Annotated in this window: 16 protein-coding genes; 10 read left to right on the forward strand and 6 right to left on the reverse strand. The window is 72.7% G+C overall.

Annotated features, from left to right (window positions below; translation table 11 throughout):
- Positions 1–27 precede the first annotated feature (27 nt).
- The 3 genes from ACGF5T_RS16245 to ACGF5T_RS16255 form a co-directional block, all read right to left on the reverse strand.
- Positions 28–1410 carry a ferredoxin reductase family protein gene (locus ACGF5T_RS16245; RefSeq protein WP_356605825.1) on the reverse strand — a complete coding sequence of 461 codons (1383 nt, stop codon included), beginning with the start codon at positions 1408–1410 and terminating at the stop codon, positions 28–30.
- Between the two features lie 91 nt (positions 1411–1501).
- Positions 1502–2218 (reverse strand): L,D-transpeptidase family protein, encoded by a 717-nt coding sequence (locus ACGF5T_RS16250; protein ID WP_356605823.1) that lies wholly within the window; start codon positions 2216–2218, stop codon positions 1502–1504.
- Positions 2219–2221: 3 nt separating this feature from the next.
- Positions 2222–2809, reverse strand: coding sequence for a pyridoxamine 5'-phosphate oxidase family protein (locus tag ACGF5T_RS16255; RefSeq protein ID WP_366768587.1), 588 nt, complete (start codon positions 2807–2809; stop codon positions 2222–2224).
- Between the two features lie 119 nt (positions 2810–2928).
- Between ACGF5T_RS16255 and argH the strand changes: the two genes are divergently transcribed.
- From argH to ACGF5T_RS16275, 4 genes are all read left to right on the forward strand, one after another.
- The gene (gene argH, locus ACGF5T_RS16260) at positions 2929–4356 is read left to right on the forward strand and encodes an argininosuccinate lyase (protein WP_356605819.1); all 1428 of its coding nucleotides are present in this window, start codon (positions 2929–2931) and stop codon (positions 4354–4356) included.
- Positions 4357–4430: 74 nt separating this feature from the next.
- Entirely contained in the window at positions 4431–5402 is a 972-nt protein-coding gene (locus tag ACGF5T_RS16265) for an aldo/keto reductase (RefSeq protein WP_356605817.1), read from the forward strand.
- 83 nt (positions 5403–5485) lie between these two features.
- Entirely contained in the window at positions 5486–6031 is a 546-nt protein-coding gene (locus ACGF5T_RS16270; protein ID WP_356605815.1) for a helix-turn-helix domain-containing protein, read from the forward strand.
- A 2-nt stretch (positions 6032–6033) separates the two neighbouring features.
- Positions 6034–7566: an MFS transporter gene (locus tag ACGF5T_RS16275; RefSeq protein ID WP_356605813.1), complete on the forward strand. Its 1533-nt coding sequence runs from the start codon at positions 6034–6036 to the stop codon at positions 7564–7566.
- Positions 7567–7941: 375 nt separating this feature from the next.
- Here the strand turns inward: ACGF5T_RS16275 and ACGF5T_RS16280 are convergent, their stop codons facing one another.
- On the reverse strand, positions 7942–8613 hold the full coding sequence (locus ACGF5T_RS16280; RefSeq protein WP_356605811.1) for a lysophospholipid acyltransferase family protein: 672 nt from the start codon (positions 8611–8613) through the stop codon (positions 7942–7944).
- Positions 8614–9219: 606 nt separating this feature from the next.
- On the opposite strand from ACGF5T_RS16280, the gene ACGF5T_RS16285 reads away from it, so the two are divergent.
- The 3 genes from ACGF5T_RS16285 to ACGF5T_RS16295 all read left to right on the forward strand — a co-directional run bounded on the left by ACGF5T_RS16285 (position 9220) and on the right by ACGF5T_RS16295 (position 11516).
- Positions 9220–10401, forward strand: coding sequence for a glycerophosphodiester phosphodiesterase (locus ACGF5T_RS16285; protein ID WP_366768588.1), 1182 nt, complete (start codon positions 9220–9222; stop codon positions 10399–10401).
- Positions 10402–10469: 68 nt separating this feature from the next.
- Complete coding sequence (locus ACGF5T_RS16290) at positions 10470–10964, forward strand: sigma-70 family RNA polymerase sigma factor (RefSeq protein ID WP_356605807.1); 495 nt, start codon at positions 10470–10472, stop codon at positions 10962–10964.
- A gap of 57 nt (positions 10965–11021) precedes the next feature.
- On the forward strand, positions 11022–11516 hold the full coding sequence (locus ACGF5T_RS16295) for a GNAT family N-acetyltransferase (protein WP_356605805.1): 495 nt from the start codon (positions 11022–11024) through the stop codon (positions 11514–11516).
- Between the two features lie 27 nt (positions 11517–11543).
- Here ACGF5T_RS16295 and ACGF5T_RS16300 read toward each other — a convergent pair whose 3' ends face one another.
- Entirely contained in the window at positions 11544–11960 is a 417-nt protein-coding gene (locus ACGF5T_RS16300) for a hypothetical protein (RefSeq protein ID WP_356605803.1), read from the reverse strand.
- A gap of 1 nt (position 11961) precedes the next feature.
- Positions 11962–12321 carry a hypothetical protein gene (locus ACGF5T_RS16305; RefSeq protein WP_356605801.1) on the reverse strand — a complete coding sequence of 120 codons (360 nt, stop codon included), beginning with the start codon at positions 12319–12321 and terminating at the stop codon, positions 11962–11964.
- 113 nt (positions 12322–12434) lie between these two features.
- Between ACGF5T_RS16305 and ACGF5T_RS16310 the strand changes: the two genes are divergently transcribed.
- The 3 genes from ACGF5T_RS16310 (at position 12435) to ACGF5T_RS16320 (ending at position 15305) form a co-directional block, all read left to right on the forward strand.
- The gene (locus ACGF5T_RS16310; RefSeq protein WP_356605799.1) at positions 12435–13085 is read left to right on the forward strand and encodes an HAD family hydrolase; all 651 of its coding nucleotides are present in this window, start codon (positions 12435–12437) and stop codon (positions 13083–13085) included.
- A 418-nt stretch (positions 13086–13503) separates the two neighbouring features.
- Positions 13504–14571, forward strand: a complete 1068-nt coding sequence (locus ACGF5T_RS16315) for an ATP-binding cassette domain-containing protein (protein WP_356605797.1) — start codon at positions 13504–13506, stop codon at positions 14569–14571.
- Positions 14568–15305 carry a methionine ABC transporter permease gene (locus tag ACGF5T_RS16320; protein WP_356605795.1) on the forward strand — a complete coding sequence of 246 codons (738 nt, stop codon included), beginning with the start codon at positions 14568–14570 and terminating at the stop codon, positions 15303–15305. Before ACGF5T_RS16315 ends, ACGF5T_RS16320 begins: the two co-directional genes overlap by 4 nt.

A 15305-nucleotide genomic window follows, 5' to 3' on the forward strand; every position in this document is an offset into this window, starting at 1 on the left:
CTGTCCTGGACTCCTGACGTCCGTCGCTCACATCTCGAACGACTCGTGGTGGATACGGCGGGCGGGGACCCCCGCGCCGCGCAGTGCCTCGTACACCGACTGGGCGAAGCCGGGCGGTCCGCACAGGAAGACGTCGTGGCGTTCGACGTCCGGGATCTTGCGGCTGAGGGTCTCCGCGGAGATGTCCGGACGCTCCCCGTCCGGGCTGTTGACCGCGTACATCAGCCGGGCCCCGCGCTCGTCGGCGATCCCGGCCAGCTCGTCCCACAGCGCCAGGTCCTGGGTGCTGTTGGCCCGGTAGAGCAGGGTGATGTCCCCGGACGCGCCGGGCAGCGTCTCGAACAGCGCCCGCATCGGGGTGATCCCCACCCCGCCCGCCACCAGCAGCACCTTGCCCCGGCTGCGGCGCTGGGCGGTCAGGGCGCCGTACGGACCCTCCGCCCACACCCGGGTCCCGGGCTCCAGTTCCCGCAGCCGGGCGCTGTGGTCGCCGATCGCCTTCACCGTGATCCGCAGCATGTCCGGGCGCGGCGCCGCCGACAGCGAGTACGGGTGCGAGCTGAACCGCATTCCCGGCGCCCGGAACCGCCAGCGGAAGAACTGCCCGGCCTCCGCGCCCATCCGGTGCAGGCGGCGCCCGCCGATCAGCACCGACACGATGCCGGGCGTCTCCTCGATGACCGCCTCGACCCGCATCCGGTGCCGCAGGTTGAGCCGCAGCGGGGTCAGGAAGCGGTACCAGAGCACGAGCGCGGTCACCGACCCGTACAGCGCGTACCAGACGGTCTTCGCGACCGGCTCGACGGCGAAGTCGTTGCCGGTGGTCAGCTGGTGCCAGAAGACCAGGAACACGGCCACGTAGGTGAGCAGATGCACGTGGTACCAGGCCTCGTACGGGATGCGGCGGCGCACGGAGCCCACGGACGACAGTCCGACGAGCACCAGCAGGCCGGTGCCGATGGCGGCCTTGCCCAGGTCCGGGAGCTGGGTCACGGAGTCGACCGTCTGCTGGACGATGCCGCCGAGGCCCCTGCCGGACTGGACGGCGTACCCCCACATGATCAGGAAGATGTGGGCGAGGACCAGGCAGAGCGTGTACCGGCCGGTCATGGCGTGCCAGCGGGCGACCCGGTCGGACCCCACCCGCCGCTCCAGGGCCGGTACGCGGGCCATCTGGAGCACCACCAGTGCCATCAGGTACCCGGCGAGCAGTCCGGTGATCCGGCCGGCGTTCATGATCCGGCCGGCGTCGTCGGAGATGGCGGGCGTGTTGCGCCACCACAGCCACAACACGCCCGCCGCGCCCGCCCACACGGCGAGCAGCAGGGGGACGGCGGGGGAGCGGCGCGGACGGATGCGCCGCATCGTCTGACGGCGTGCGGCACGGCCGCCGGCGAGCGTGGTGGTCACGGTGGGTTCCTCCGGGGGACGTGGCCCTTGGCCCACACATACGCGCCGCGCCGGCCGAGCGTTCACGCCGTCGCGGTACTCCTGCCGCCGTTCAGTAGCGCGTGATCGCCGTCGCCCCGCCCGAGGTCCCGATCGCGATGTGCGGCGCGGCCGCCGGGTCGGCCCACCGCAGGATTCGCCGCATCGCCTCCGCGGGCACCGACACGCAGCCGGCGGTCGCCCCCTCCCCGTTCACGTGCAGGAAGATGCCCGCGCCGCGTCCGCGCACCGGGCGCTCGTAGTTGAAGCCGATGACCAGGGCGTGCGCGTACTGCGCCCGGTAGGTGATCAGGTGCTCGGCCTCGGTGGCGCGGCAGTCGGCGGGGCGCGGCTGGGTCCAGCGGTTGTAGGCGCGCGCGTCGTTGTCCTGGCACCACCAGGAGTCCGCGCGCACCGCCCGGTACCGGTACGCCGTCCCGCGCGGCGCCGCCCGGATGCCGAAGGCGTACGGCAGGTCGTACAGCCCGGTCGGGGTGGTGTTCGTGCCCTGTGCGCGCGTCGCCCCGTCGGTCAGTCCGTTGGCCCCGAAGCGGGCGGGAGCGGACCCGGCCCTCACCCATCGGCCGTCCCCGGCGCCCCTGCGGTCCCACCAGGTGACCCGGCCCGTGGTCGAGCCGGGGTCCGGCGCGACCGCGGTGATCAGCTGGGTGCCGCCGCCGGTGTCCGCCATCCGGGCCGGGAGCGGCCGGGACCCGGACCCGCCGGCGGGCGCGGCACCGAGGACGAGGAGCGAGGCGGACAGGAGGGCGGCGACGACACCGGGGCGCATGGCTCAGACGGTAGACGGGGGCAGCGGCAACGGCAGCCCGGGAAGGCCGTCCAGGCTGGTCGCCACGTGCTCCTTCTTGGTGAAGTACTCGCTGAGCGAGGCGTCGTCCTCCCGGGCGAACCGCTTGCCGTGCAGGTCGCGGTCCGCCTCGTAGGCCATGAAGGGGACGGCGTACCCGCAGGTGTCGCGGACGAGTTCGGCGGTCACGACGATGACGGCGCGCAGCCCGTGCGCGGAGGTGTCGATGTCCGGGAAGTGGCCGAGGAGCTCCGGGAAGCGGGGGTCGTCGCGGAAGACCGGCTCGCCGCGGCCGTGCACCCGGACGATGTTCGGCGGGCCCTGGAAGGCGCACCACATCAGGGTGATCCGCCCGTTCTCGCGCAGGTGGGCGACGGTCTCGGCGTTGGAACCGGCGAAGTCGAGGTAGGCCACGGTGTGTTCGTCGAGCACCGCGAAGCTGCCGGTGAGGCCCTTGGGGGAGAGATTGACCGTGCCGTCGCCCGACAGGGGGGCGGTGGCGGTGAAGAAGACGGGCTGTGCCTCGATGAAGGAGCGGAGCCTGCCGTCTATGCGTGCGTAAGTCTTTCCCATGTCTAACGATTATCCGGACGCGGGCCCGTCCCGTCCCGCCCGCCGACGAGATTGACGAAACATGCAGACCTCTGCATACTCATGCATAGCAAGCGTCCGTACGGTGAGGAGCGACACAGGTGAGCAGCAACAGCGGTGACGTACGGCTCTGGGGCGGGCGTTTCGCCGACGGTCCCGCCGAGGCCCTGGCCAAGCTGTCCGCGTCCGTCCACTTCGACTGGCGGCTCGCGCCCTACGACATCGCCGGCTCGCGTGCCCACGCGCGCGTGCTGCACAAGGCGGGCCTGCTCACCGAGGACGAGCTGAGCCGGATGATCGGGGGACTGGACCGGCTGGAGGCGGACGTCGCCGACGGTTCCTTCGTCGGCACCATCGCCGACGAGGACGTGCACACCGCCCTGGAACGCGGCCTGCTGGAGCGCCTCGGCCCCGACCTCGGGGGCAAGCTCCGCGCCGGCCGTTCGCGCAACGACCAGGTGGCGACCCTCTTCCGCATGTACCTGCGCGACCACGCCCGGACCGTGGGCGGTCTGATCGCCGACCTCCAGGACGCGCTGGTCGGCCTCGCCGAGGCCCACCCGGACGTGGCGATGCCCGGCCGCACCCACCTCCAGCACGCCCAGCCGGTGCTCTTCGCCCACCACGTCCTCGCCCATGTCCAGGCCCTCGGCCGGGACGCGGAGCGGCTGCGGCAGTGGGACGAGCGCACGGCCGTCTCGCCGTACGGCTCCGGGGCGCTCGCGGGCAGCAGCCTCGGCCTGGACCCGGAGGCGGTCGCCGCGGACCTCGGCTTCGAGCGCGGCAGCGCCGGCAACTCCATCGACGGCACGGCCTCCCGCGACTTCGTCGCGGAGTTCGCCTTCATCACCGCGATGATCGGCGTCAACGTCTCCCGGATCGCCGAGGAGATCATCATCTGGAACACGAAGGAGTTCTCCTTCGTGACCCTGCACGACGCCTTCTCCACCGGTTCGTCGATCATGCCGCAGAAGAAGAACCCGGACATCGCCGAGCTGGCCCGGGGCAAGTCGGGCCGTCTCATCGGCAACCTGACGGGCCTGATGGCCACCCTCAAGGCCCTCCCGCTCGCCTACAACCGCGACCTCCAGGAGGACAAGGAGCCGGTCTTCGACTCCATCGACCAGCTGGAGATCCTGCTCCCCGCCTTCACCGGCATGATGGCCACCCTCACCGTGCACCGCGAGCGGATGGAGGAGCTGGCCCCGGCCGGCTTCTCGCTCGCTACGGACATCGCCGAGTGGCTGGTCCGCCAGGGCGTGCCCTTCCGGGTCGCGCACGAGGTGGCCGGCGAGTGCGTGAAGGCCGCCGAGGCCGAGGGCAAGGAGCTGGACGAGCTGACCGACGAGCAGTTCGCGAAGATCTCCGCCCACCTCACCCCCGAGGTGCGCACCGTCCTCGACGTCCCCGGCGCCCTCGCCTCCCGCAACGGCCGCGGCGGAACCGCGCCCAGCGCGGTCGCCGTCCAGCTCGCCGAGGTGAAGGCGGACGTGGCCGCGCAGCACGAGTGGGCGAACGCGAAGCGGTAGTCGCCCGTGTGACCGGAGGGCATCGCGGTTACGTTGGTCCTCAGCTGCCGGCAGTCGACCGAACGGAGCCCGCGATGCCCTTCGCCCGCCTCGCCACCGCGACGACCCCCACCTTTCACATCGGGCTGGGCCTCGCCGCCGTCGGCCGCCCCGGCTACATCACCCTCGGACGCGACCGGGACCTGCCGCCCGACCGCAGCGTCGAGGCGATGCGCGAGCGCACCCACGACCTCCTCGACGCGGCCTACGCGCAGGGCGTGCGGTACTTCGACGCGGCCCGTTCCTACGGGCGCTCGGAGGAGTTCCTGGCCGGCTGGCTGCGCGACCGTCCCGACATCGACGACGTGGTCGTCGGCAGCAAGTGGGGCTACACGTACACCGCCGACTGGTCGGCCGAGGCCGAGCGGCACGAGGTCAAGGACCACGGCGTCGCGACGTACGAGCGCCAGTGGGGCGAGACCGACGCCCTGCTCGGCGACCGGCTCGACCTCTACCAGATCCACTCGCTGACCCCCGACAGCCCGGCGCTGACCGACAAGGACCTGCACGCGAAGCTGGCCGAGGCCGCCGCGCGCGGTGTCACCGTGGGCTTCTCCACCAGCGGTCCCGCCCAGGCCGACGCCATCAGGGCCGCGCTCGCCGTGACCGTCGACGGCGAGCCCCTCTTCCGTACCGTGCAGTCGACGTACAACGTGCTGGAGACCTCCGCCGGGCCCGCGCTGGCCGAGGCCCACGAGGCGGGGCTGACCGTGATCGTCAAGGAGGGCATGGCCAACGGCCGCCTCGCGGAGCCCCACGCGCCCGGCGCGCTGAAGGCCGTGGCGGAGGAGACCACCCTGGGCTGCGACGCGGTCGCCCTCGCGCTGGTCCTCCGGCAGCCCTGGGCCGGCGTCGTCCTCTCCGGAGCCGCGACCGTCAACCAGCTCGGCTCCAACCTGCACGCCGCCGTGGTCGACCTGGACGACGACCAGGTGGCGCGCCTCGGCGCGCTGGTCGAGACGCCGGAGGCCTACTGGGAGAGGCGCGGACAGCTCCCCTGGCACTGAGCCGCGTCGGCGCGTGCCCCGAGAGGTGAGTCACGCATGCCCAGCATGAGACAGACATGTCTCATGTGGGTTATCGTTGTCTCATGGCCGTTGATCGAGAACAGGTACTGCGCAGCGCCGCGGCCCTGCTGACCCGCAAGTCCACCGCGACCATGGACGAGGTCGCCAGGGCCGCCGGTCTCAGCCGGGCCACGCTGCACCGGCACTTCGCGGGCCGTGACGCCCTCGTCCGCGCGCTGGAATCGCTCGGCATCGCCGAGTGCGAGGCCGCCCTGGACGCCGCCCGTCTGGACGAGGGTCCGGCGGCCGACGCGGTGCGCCGGCTGGTGCGCGAGATCGAACCGGCCGCCGGCCTGCTGGGCTTCCTCTACACCGAGAACCAGCTGTTCGAGGGCGAGGAGCAGAACGAGGGCTGGGCCCACATCGACGCCCGGATGGCGGCGGTCTTCCGCCGCGGCCAGGAGGACGGCGAGTTCCGCATCGACCTGTCCCCGGCCTGGCTCACCGAGGCCCTCTACGGGCTGCTCGGGGCCGGCGCCTGGGCCGTGGCCGAGGGCCGCGTGGCCCGCAACGACTTCACCCACATGATCGTCGAGCTGCTGCTCGGCGGCGCACTTCGGAGAGAGTGAACATGACCCGCACCCTGCAGTCGGCGCAGACCACCGAGGCGGTGAAGCGCCCCGGCCGCTGGCTCGCGCTGGCCGTCCTCGTCCTGGCCGTACTGCTGGTGGCCGTCGACGCGACCGTCCTCGGTCTCGCGACCCCCTACATCAGCGAGGACCTGGCGCCCTCCAGCACGCAGTTGCTCTGGATAGGCGACGTCTACTCCTTCGTCATCGCCGGCCTGCTCGTCTCCATGGGCAGCCTCGGCGACCGCATCGGACGCAAGCGCATCCTGCTCATCGGCGCCACGGCCTTCGGCGCGGTATCGGTGCTCAACGCCTACGCGTCCACGCCCGAGCTGATGATCGTCGCCCGGGCCCTGCTCGGCGTCGCGGGCGCCACCCTGATGCCCGCCACCCTCGCACTGATCCGCAACCTCTTCCACGACCCGCGCGAACGCAGCCTGGCCGTCGGCGTCTGGGGCGCGGCGGCCTCGGCCGGCGCCGCGGTCGGTCCGGTCGTCGGCGGGTTCCTGCTGGAGCACTTCTGGTGGGGCTCGGTGTTCCTGATCAACCTGCCCGTGATGGCCGTCCTGGTCGTCGTCGGCATCAAGCTGCTGCCCGAGTCCCGCAACCCGAACCCGGGCCCCTGGGACATGGTCAGCGTCGTCCTCTCCCTGGTCGGCATGGTCGGTGTCGTCTACGCCGTGAAGGAGGCCGCCGCGCACGGCTTCGCCTGGGCCACGCTCGCCGCGGGCCTGCTGGGCGCCGCCGCCCTCCACGGCTTCGTCCGCCGCCAGCTGACCATGCCGGTCCCGCTGCTCGACATGCGGCTGTTCCGCAGCCGCGGCTTCAGCGGCGCGGTGCTGGCCGACCTGCTGACCATCCTCGGGCTCTCCGGCGTGGTGTTCTTCCTCTCCCAGTACCTGCAACTGGTCCAGGGCAGGCGGCCGTTCGAGGCGGGGCTGGCCGAACTGCCGGCCGCCGTCGGCGCGGTCGTGGCGGGCCTGCTCGCCGGGCGGGCGGCCCGGCGCTTCTCGGTCCGCGCCGTGGTCTCCGGCGGCCTCGCCGCCGTCGGCCTCTCGCTCGCCGCGCTGAGTTTCGTCGGCCAGCACACCGGCTACCCCCTGCTGGGCGCGGCCCTGCTCGTCGTCGGCGTCGGCGCCGGATTCTCGTTCACCGTCACCGCCGACGTGATCCTGTCCAGCGTGCCCAAGGAGCAGGCGGGCTCCGCCTCGGCGGTCTCGGAGACGGCGTACGAACTCGGTGCCGCCCTCGGTATCGCGGTGCTCGGCTCGATCGTGACCGGCGTCTACCGCGACTTCTCCGGCCCGGCCGGCACGCCGGAGGCGGCCCACGAGTCGCTGGGCGGCGCGGTGGAGATCGCGTCCGGCCTCCCCGCCCCCTCGGCGGACGTCCTGCTGAACGCCGCCCGCCAGGCCTTCGTCGACGGCCTGACCCTCGCGACGGGCGTGGGCGCGGCCGTCCTCCTGGCCGCCGCGGCGGCCTCCTGGTTCCTGCTGCGGGGTCAGCGCCTGGAGGACGGGGTGGAACACCCCTGACCGCCGGCAGGTGAGGAGAGCCGGCGGCCCGGCGACCGCACGGCGGCGACGGACGACCGCGGGGGAGGGCACCGTCCTTCCCCGCGGTCGTCCGTCGCCCGTACCGCGGGGCCGTCCGGCCGCACCGGGAGAGAGCGGCGCGGGGCCCCTCGGGCAGGGGGGTGACCAGGACGCTGGTGCACGGACCGGCCCGGCGGCGTCCGCGCGACGGCGACGACGGCCCTCCGCCGCCACACCGGGCAGGGCGCCACCGAGGGCCGCCCGGGCGCCCTGCCGGACCAGGCGTCGCCCCGCTCCGCTCCCCAAGCCGTCGCACACGGAACGGCGGGCCGCTCACCGAGCGACCCGCCGTTCTCCGTCCTCGCGCCGCGCGGCCTACGCCGCCTTGGCCTTGCTCGCGTACATGTCCACGTACTCCTGGCCGGACAGCTGCATGACCTCGGTCATCACGGAGTCGGTGACGGCCCGCAGGACGTAGCGGTCGCGGTCCATCCCCTCGTAGCGGGAGAACTCCATCGCCTCGCCGAAGCGGACCGTGACCCTGCCCGGCCGGGGCAGACCCGCGCCGCCCGGCTGGAGCTTGTCGGTGCCGATCATGGCGAACGGCACCACGGGGGCGCCCGTCATCAGCGTGAGGCGCGCGATGCCGGTGCGGCCCCGGTAGAGGCGGCCGTCGGGGGAGCGGGTGCCCTCGGGGTAGATGCCGAAGACCCGCCCCTCGTCCAGCACCCGGCGCCCGGTCATGAGCGCGGCGACACCGCCCCGGCCACCGTCGCGGTCCACCGGGATCATGCCGACGCCGGTGAAGAACCAGGCCATCAACCGGCCCTTGAAGCCCTTGCCGGTGACGTACTCGTCCTTGCCGATGAAGAAGACCTGCCGGTCGCAGACGAGCGGGAGGATCATCGAGTCGATGAAGGTGAGGTGGTTGCCGGCCAGGATCACCGGACCGTCGCCCGGGATGTTCTCCACGCCCTCCACCCGTGGGCGGAACATCAGGCGCATGATCGGTCCGAGCACTGCCTTGATGAGCGCGAAGCGGGACAACGGGTCCTCCGGTGTCGGGGATGCGGTATGTGTCTGTGCAGGTGAGGACATTACTCGCGGCCGAGGGGGTCGCGCACGTCGGGTCATGCGGGTCTTACACGGTGTTGACGTGCGTTCACCTGCGGTGCGACGGCGTCGGGCGGGCGCGACGCGGCGACGGGAGTGTGAGGCAGGTCGCGTCCGCGGGTGCGGAATCCCGCGCCGGTCCTCGTCTCTCCCACCGTGCTCCGTGTCGTCGTACCGCCGTCACCGTCACCGTCCCGGTCCGCGGGGACCGGCGTCGCCGGTCCGCCGGGGGGTCCGGGCACGGCCCGGATCGAAACACACGCGACGCGCGGACTGCGCGAGGCGCGCCGCCGGAGCCGGGCCGCCGACCCCTTCTCCGGCCACGGCTCGTCCCATGGCGCCCTGACGACCGCGGCCACCGACCGCGTACCCCGCTCCGCCGCCCCGAAGCCGACGAGACGTCAGACATCGCGCCCCACCGGTACCTCCACGCCCATGCGACATCCTCACGCACCCGCGTGTTCCGGCCGCGGTCTCCCGTTGGTCATGTACGCGCCCCTACGATCGGCCCGCACTGACGGTCGACGGCAGGAGGGCCCCATGGGAACGCAGGACTCGGACGAACGGACGGGCGGCACCGGACGCAGGGCGCTCCTCGGAGCGGCGGTGCTCGGCGCGGGCGGAGCCGTACTCGGCCTGTCCGGCACGGCGAGAGCCGCCGACCCCCGGCACGGCGGAGGTCACGGCGGCGGCGTGAAGAGCCTGCCGGTCCCGACCGTCATCGGTCACCGCGGCGCCAGCGGATACCGGCCCGAGCACACCTTCGGCGCCTACGACCTCGCCCTCGACATGGGCGCCGACATCGTCGAGGCCGGAGACCTGGTCCCCACCAGGGACGGTCATCTCGTCTGCCGGCACGAGCCGGAGATCGGCGGCACCACGGACGTCGCCGACCACCCCGAGTTCGCCGACCGCAAGCGCACCAAGCTGCTCGACGGCGTCTCCACCACCGGCTGGTTCACCGAGGACTTCACGCTCGCCGAACTCAAGACGCTGCGCGCGACCGAACGCATCCCCGCCAACCGCCCGCACAACACCCTCTACGACGGCCGCTGGGAGATCCCCACCTTCGAGGAGGTGCTGCGCTGGCAGAACGAGCAGACCCGCAGGCGCGGCAGGCAGGTGTGGATCTATCCCGAGCTGAAGCACCCCACCTACTTCCGGGAGCTGGGCCTCGGCACCGAGGAGCGCCTCGCACGGCTGCTGCGCAAGTACGGCAAGGACGGGAAGAACTCGCCCGTCATCATCCAGTCCTTCGAGCCCACCAGCATCCAGCGGATGAACAGGCTCGTCGGCAACCCCCTCGCCGTCCTGCTGTCCGGCGCGAACAGCCGGCCCTGGGACTTCGTGAAGACCGGCGACCCGCGTACGACGGCCGACCTCGTCACGCCGAAGGGCCTGAAGGAGATCGCCGGCTACGCGCAGGGCATCGGCCCGACCCTCGACCTGATCATCCCGAAGGACTCCGCCGGCCGGCTCACCGAGCCGACCACGCTCGTCCGCGACGCGCACCGGGCGGGCCTGATCCTGCACCCGTACACGATGCGCAACGAGAACCCCTTCCTCCCCGCGGACTTCCGCAAGGGCGGCGACCCCGACGCCTACGGCGACGTCTTCGCCGCTTTCCGGACCTACTTCGCGACCGGCATCGACGGTGTCTTCACCGACCACCCGGACACGGGCGTCCTGGCCCGCGAGGACTTCGTCAACGGTCACGCGTGAGACCCCGGTTGGGGTGAGCTTCGGCCGCCCGGGCAACCCGCCGCCCGGGCGGCCGCGTCGACCTGCATATGACATCCGACCTGGTCGCCGCCCTGCGTCCGCTGCTCACCGCCGAGGCCTCGGCCGAGGCCCATGCGTCCGGGGCCGAGGCTGGCGACCTCGAACAGGCGGTCTGGCTGCGCCTGCTGGAACACCTGGAGGCCGACGGACCGCCCCCCGACCCCCACCGCTGGCTGCGCAGCGCCGTCCGCAGCGAGGCCCGCCGCACCCGCCGCATCCGCCGCGACGAGCGCCCCTACGCGACCGAACCCGCCGTCGCCGCCGAGCAGGAACCCGAGCAGCTCGCGCTCAGCGCGGCACGCCACCGAGCCCTGCGCGAGGCCGTGCGCCGGCTGCCCGGCCGCTGCCCCCGGCTGCTGGAGGCACTGTTGTCGCCCAGGGACCTCACCTACCGCGAGATCGCGGGCGAGTTGGGTATCTCACAGGGCAGCCTCGGTCCGGAACGTTCCCGATGTCTCGGATGTCTGCGACGGCTGCTGGCACCGGAGGTTGCGGCCCGCTGAGGACGGGGATAGGAGTGGGGGACCACAACTGATCAGGTGAGCGGGAGGCATGCGCACATGGGCATGAGCGTGACCATCTCGGCGGCGACCGAGCAGGATGCCGAGCAGATCTTCCGGCTGCAGTACCTCTGCTTCCAGGGCGAGGCGGCGCTGCACGGCAACTACCGCATCGACCCGCTCGTCCAGACCCTCGACTCCGTGCGCGAGGAGGTCGGCGCCGACTGCGTCTTCGTCGCGCGGCTCGGCGACGAGGTCGTCGGATCGGTGCGCGGCAGGGTGACCGAGGACGGGGCCGCGTCCATCGGCACGTTGTGCGTCCACCCCCGGCTGCAGGGACACGGCATCGGTGCCCGGCTGCTGCGCGCGGCCGAGTCGGCACTCGCCGGGGAGCGGGGCGCCAAGCGCTTCCGCCTGCACACCGGGCGCAGCGAGAGCAACCTGCGGCTGTACCGGCGGGTCGGCTACGAGACGGTCGGGACCGCGCAGGGCGCGGACGGCGTTCCCATGATCATCCTGGAGAAGCCGGCCGGCGCGTACGTGACGACGGCCTGAGGCACCGGCCACCGCCGGGCCCGGTCGCTAGGCGGCGCGGGCCCGGCGCAGCCAGAACAGTGCCGACAGGGGCAGGAGCACCGGGATGAACAGGTACCCCATCCCGAAGTCCGACCACACCGTCGCGTCGGGGAAGGCGGACGGCTCCACCAGCGTCCAGGTGCCGACCGCGAGCACACCCACCAGCTCCGCGGCGCAGCACACCAGCGCCACCCGGCGGGCCGTCTCGCCGCCGCGCACCAGGGTGTAGGTGATGAAGCCGTAGACGACACCCGCGATCGCCGACAGCGTGTAGGGGAGCGGGGCCCGGTCGAACTCGGTCGCGATCTGGTACGCGGACCGCGACACGGCGCCGACCACCATCACCCCGTACAGCCACACCAGCAGGATGCCGGGCCCGCCGATCAGCCGCTTCCCGTCCCGCTGTCGCTCCGTCGCCGCCATGTCAGCCTCCCCAGATGTCGTACAGCCGCACCTGGAGGACGGCGAGGACGACCCCGCCCGCGGCGACCGTCACCGAGCCCCAGCGGGTGCGCTCGGCCAGCGACATGAAGCCCGCCGCCGGCACGCAGGCGAAGGAACCCAGCAGATACGCCACGAAGATCGTCGTGCCCTGTTCCGGCTCCTCGCCCCGCGCCAGGAGCACGATCCCGACCACCAGCTGGATCAGCGCCAGCAGGGTGACCACGGCCATGCCGATGAAGTGCCAGTCCTTCGTCGGCTGGTCACGGTAGGCGGCCCAGCCGCACCAGGCGGCGAGCAGCAGCGCGGCGACGCCGGTCACCAGCGTCAGGACGTCAAGCATGGCAGCGACCCTATTACGCCCGAAAAGCCTCGCCGCGCCCGGGCCCGCCCCGGCGCCGCGGCGGGCCCGGGCGGGGGGACGGCAACACCCGGCCTCCCCGTAGGGTCGAGGGCATGCACCTCCACGCACAGGCCCTCCTGTTCGACAACGACGGCACCCTCGTCTCCACCCTCGACTCCGTGCGCCGCTGCTGGACGCGGTGGGCCGGTGAGTACGGGATCACGGCGGAGCAGTTCGGGCGGGTCGAGCTGCACGGGCGGCCGGCCGCGGAGATAGCCGCGGACCTGCTCCCCGCCGACGTGGTGCCGCAGGCCGTCGTGCGGATCGAACAGCTGGAGGTCGAGGACGTGCCGGACGGCGGCGTGCACCTGCTGCCCGGTACCCGGGACCTCCTCGCCGCGCTGCCCGCCGACCGCTGGGCCGTCGTCACCTCGGCCACCCGGCGGCTCGCCGAGGCCCGGCTCGGTGCCGTCGGCATCCTCCCCAAGACGCTGGTCGCCGCCGACGACATCACCCGCGGCAAGCCCGACCCCGAGCCCTACCTGCTCGGCGCCCGCGCCCTCGGCGTGGACCCGGCCGCCTGCGTCGTCTTCGAGGACGCCCCCGCCGGACTCCAGGCCGGCCGCGCCGCCGGCATGACGACCGTGGCGTTGGCCACAACCCACCGCGCCGACGAGCTCGACGCCGACCTCGTGGTCCCCGACCTGTCGGCCTTGTCGGTACTGGTCACCGACGGAGGAATCGACATCTCCGTACGGAACTGAACCGCGCCCGGCGCGTCCGCTCACCGTCCATCGCTGTCCAGCATCCGGACAGCGGCGTCCGGGCGGGACCGCACGTCTGCTTTACTGATCGCATGAGCACGACGAGCGACCGCACCCCTGCGACCGAGGCGACGATGACGCCCGGTGCTCGTTGTACGTGTCGAATGTGCGCCTTCTAGAGGGCCCCTGCACCACCTGAGCCTCGCGCCCCGAAGCGAGCGCCCGCTCACGGCCGCCACCGCGTCCCCGCACCCGGCCGAGCCACGCCCCGCGCACACGTTTCTCCCCGGCTCCACCACCGCGCATCGCCACCGCGAGAACCATGCCGCGTTCCGATGGACCCCCTGAACTCCGAAGAAACACGCCCCGTGCCGGCACCCACCACCGCGCCGCGCACTCGACAGTGACGGAAACCCACGTGATCACCACATCGGGCCTCACGAAGGTCTACCGCTCCCGCGGCCGCGAGGTCACCGCCCTGGACGGCGTCGACCTGCACGTCCGCGAGGGAGAGGTGTACGGCGTCATCGGCCAGTCCGGCGCCGGCAAGTCCTCGCTCATCCGCTGCGTCAACCTCCTGGAGCGCCCCACCGCCGGCACGGTCACCGTCGCGGGCCAGGACCTCACCGCGCTCGCCGGCCGCGGCCCGCGCGCCGGCCGGGAACTGCGGGAGGCCCGCAGCCGGATCGGCATGGTCTTCCAGCACTTCAACCTGCTCTCCACCCGGACCGTGCAGGACAACGTCGAACTGCCGCTGGAGATCCTCGGCAAGTCCGGGCAGGAACGTTCCCGCAAGGCACTGGAGCTGCTCGACCTCGTCGGTCTCGCCGACAAGGCCAAGGCCTACCCGGCCCAGCTCTCCGGCGGCCAGAAGCAGCGCGTCGGCATCGCCCGCGCCCTGGCCGGCGACCCCAAGGTCCTGCTCTCCGACGAGGCGACCAGCGCCCTCGACCCGGAGACCACCCGCTCCATCCTCCAGCTGCTGCGCGACCTCAACCAGCAGCTCGGTCTGACCGTCCTGCTCATCACCCACGAGATGGACGTCGTCAAGCGCGTCTGCGACTCGGCCGCCCTCATGGACCGGGGCCGGATCGTGGAGTCCGGCACCGTCGGCGACCTGCTCGCCACCCCGGGCTCCGAACTGGCCGCCGCGCTCTTCCCGGTCGGCGGCGAGGCGTCCGCGGACGACCGCACCGTCCTGGACGTCACCTTCCACGGCGAGGCCGCCACCCAGCCCGTCATCTCCCAGCTCTCCCGCACCTACAACATCGACATCTCGATCCTCGGCGCCGCCATCGACACCGTCGGCGGCCTCCAGGTCGGCCGGATGCGCATCGAACTGCCCGGCCGCTACGAGGACAACGTCGTACCCGTCGGCTTCCTGCGCGAACAGGGACTCCAGATCGACGTGGTGAACGCCGACACCCCCGACGGCGACACGGTGAACGAGGACCAGCCGCTGCTGGTGAAGGAAGGTGCCAAGTGACCTGGTCCGAGATGCAGCCCCTGCTGGAGCAGGCCTGTCGCGAGACCCTGGTCATGGTCGGCTGGTCGACCCTGATCGCCGTCGTCGGCGGACTCCCGCTGGGCATCCTGCTGGTGCTGACCGACAAGGGCGGCCTGCTGCAGAACACCGTGGTGAACAAGGTCATCGGCCAGATCGTGAACATCGGCCGCTCGCTGCCGTTCATCATCCTCATGGTCGCCCTGATGAACTTCACCCGCTGGATCACCGGCACGACCATTGGCAGCGAGGCCGCGATCGTGCCGCTCGCCATCGGCGGCATCCCGTTCTTCGCGCGGCTGGTCGAGACGGCCGTCCGCGAGGTCGACGGCGGTCTCGTCGAGGCCGTCCAGGCCATGGGCGGCAACACCTGGACCATCGTCCGCAAGGTCCTGGTCCCCGAGGCGCTCCCGTCACTGATCGCGAGCACCACCACCACGGTCATCGCCCTCATCGGCTACTCCGCCATGGCCGGCACCGTCGGCGGCGGCGGCCTCGGCGACCTCGCCGTCCGCTACGGCTACCAGCGCTTCGAGACCGGCCTGATGTGGATCACCGTCGCGCTCCTCGCCGTCGTCATCTCGCTCATCCAGTTCGCCGGCGACGCCGCGGCCCGCGCCCTGCACCGCCGCGGCGGACGCGGGGGCGCCGGGCCCCGCCTCCGGCTGCTCCGGGCCAAGGAGCCCGCGGCGGCCGACGTGAGCAAGGCGGCGTGA

It is taken from the genome of Streptomyces sp. NPDC047853 (genome assembly GCF_043204535.1).
In the GTDB taxonomy this organism is placed as follows: domain Bacteria; phylum Actinomycetota; class Actinomycetes; order Streptomycetales; family Streptomycetaceae; genus Streptomyces.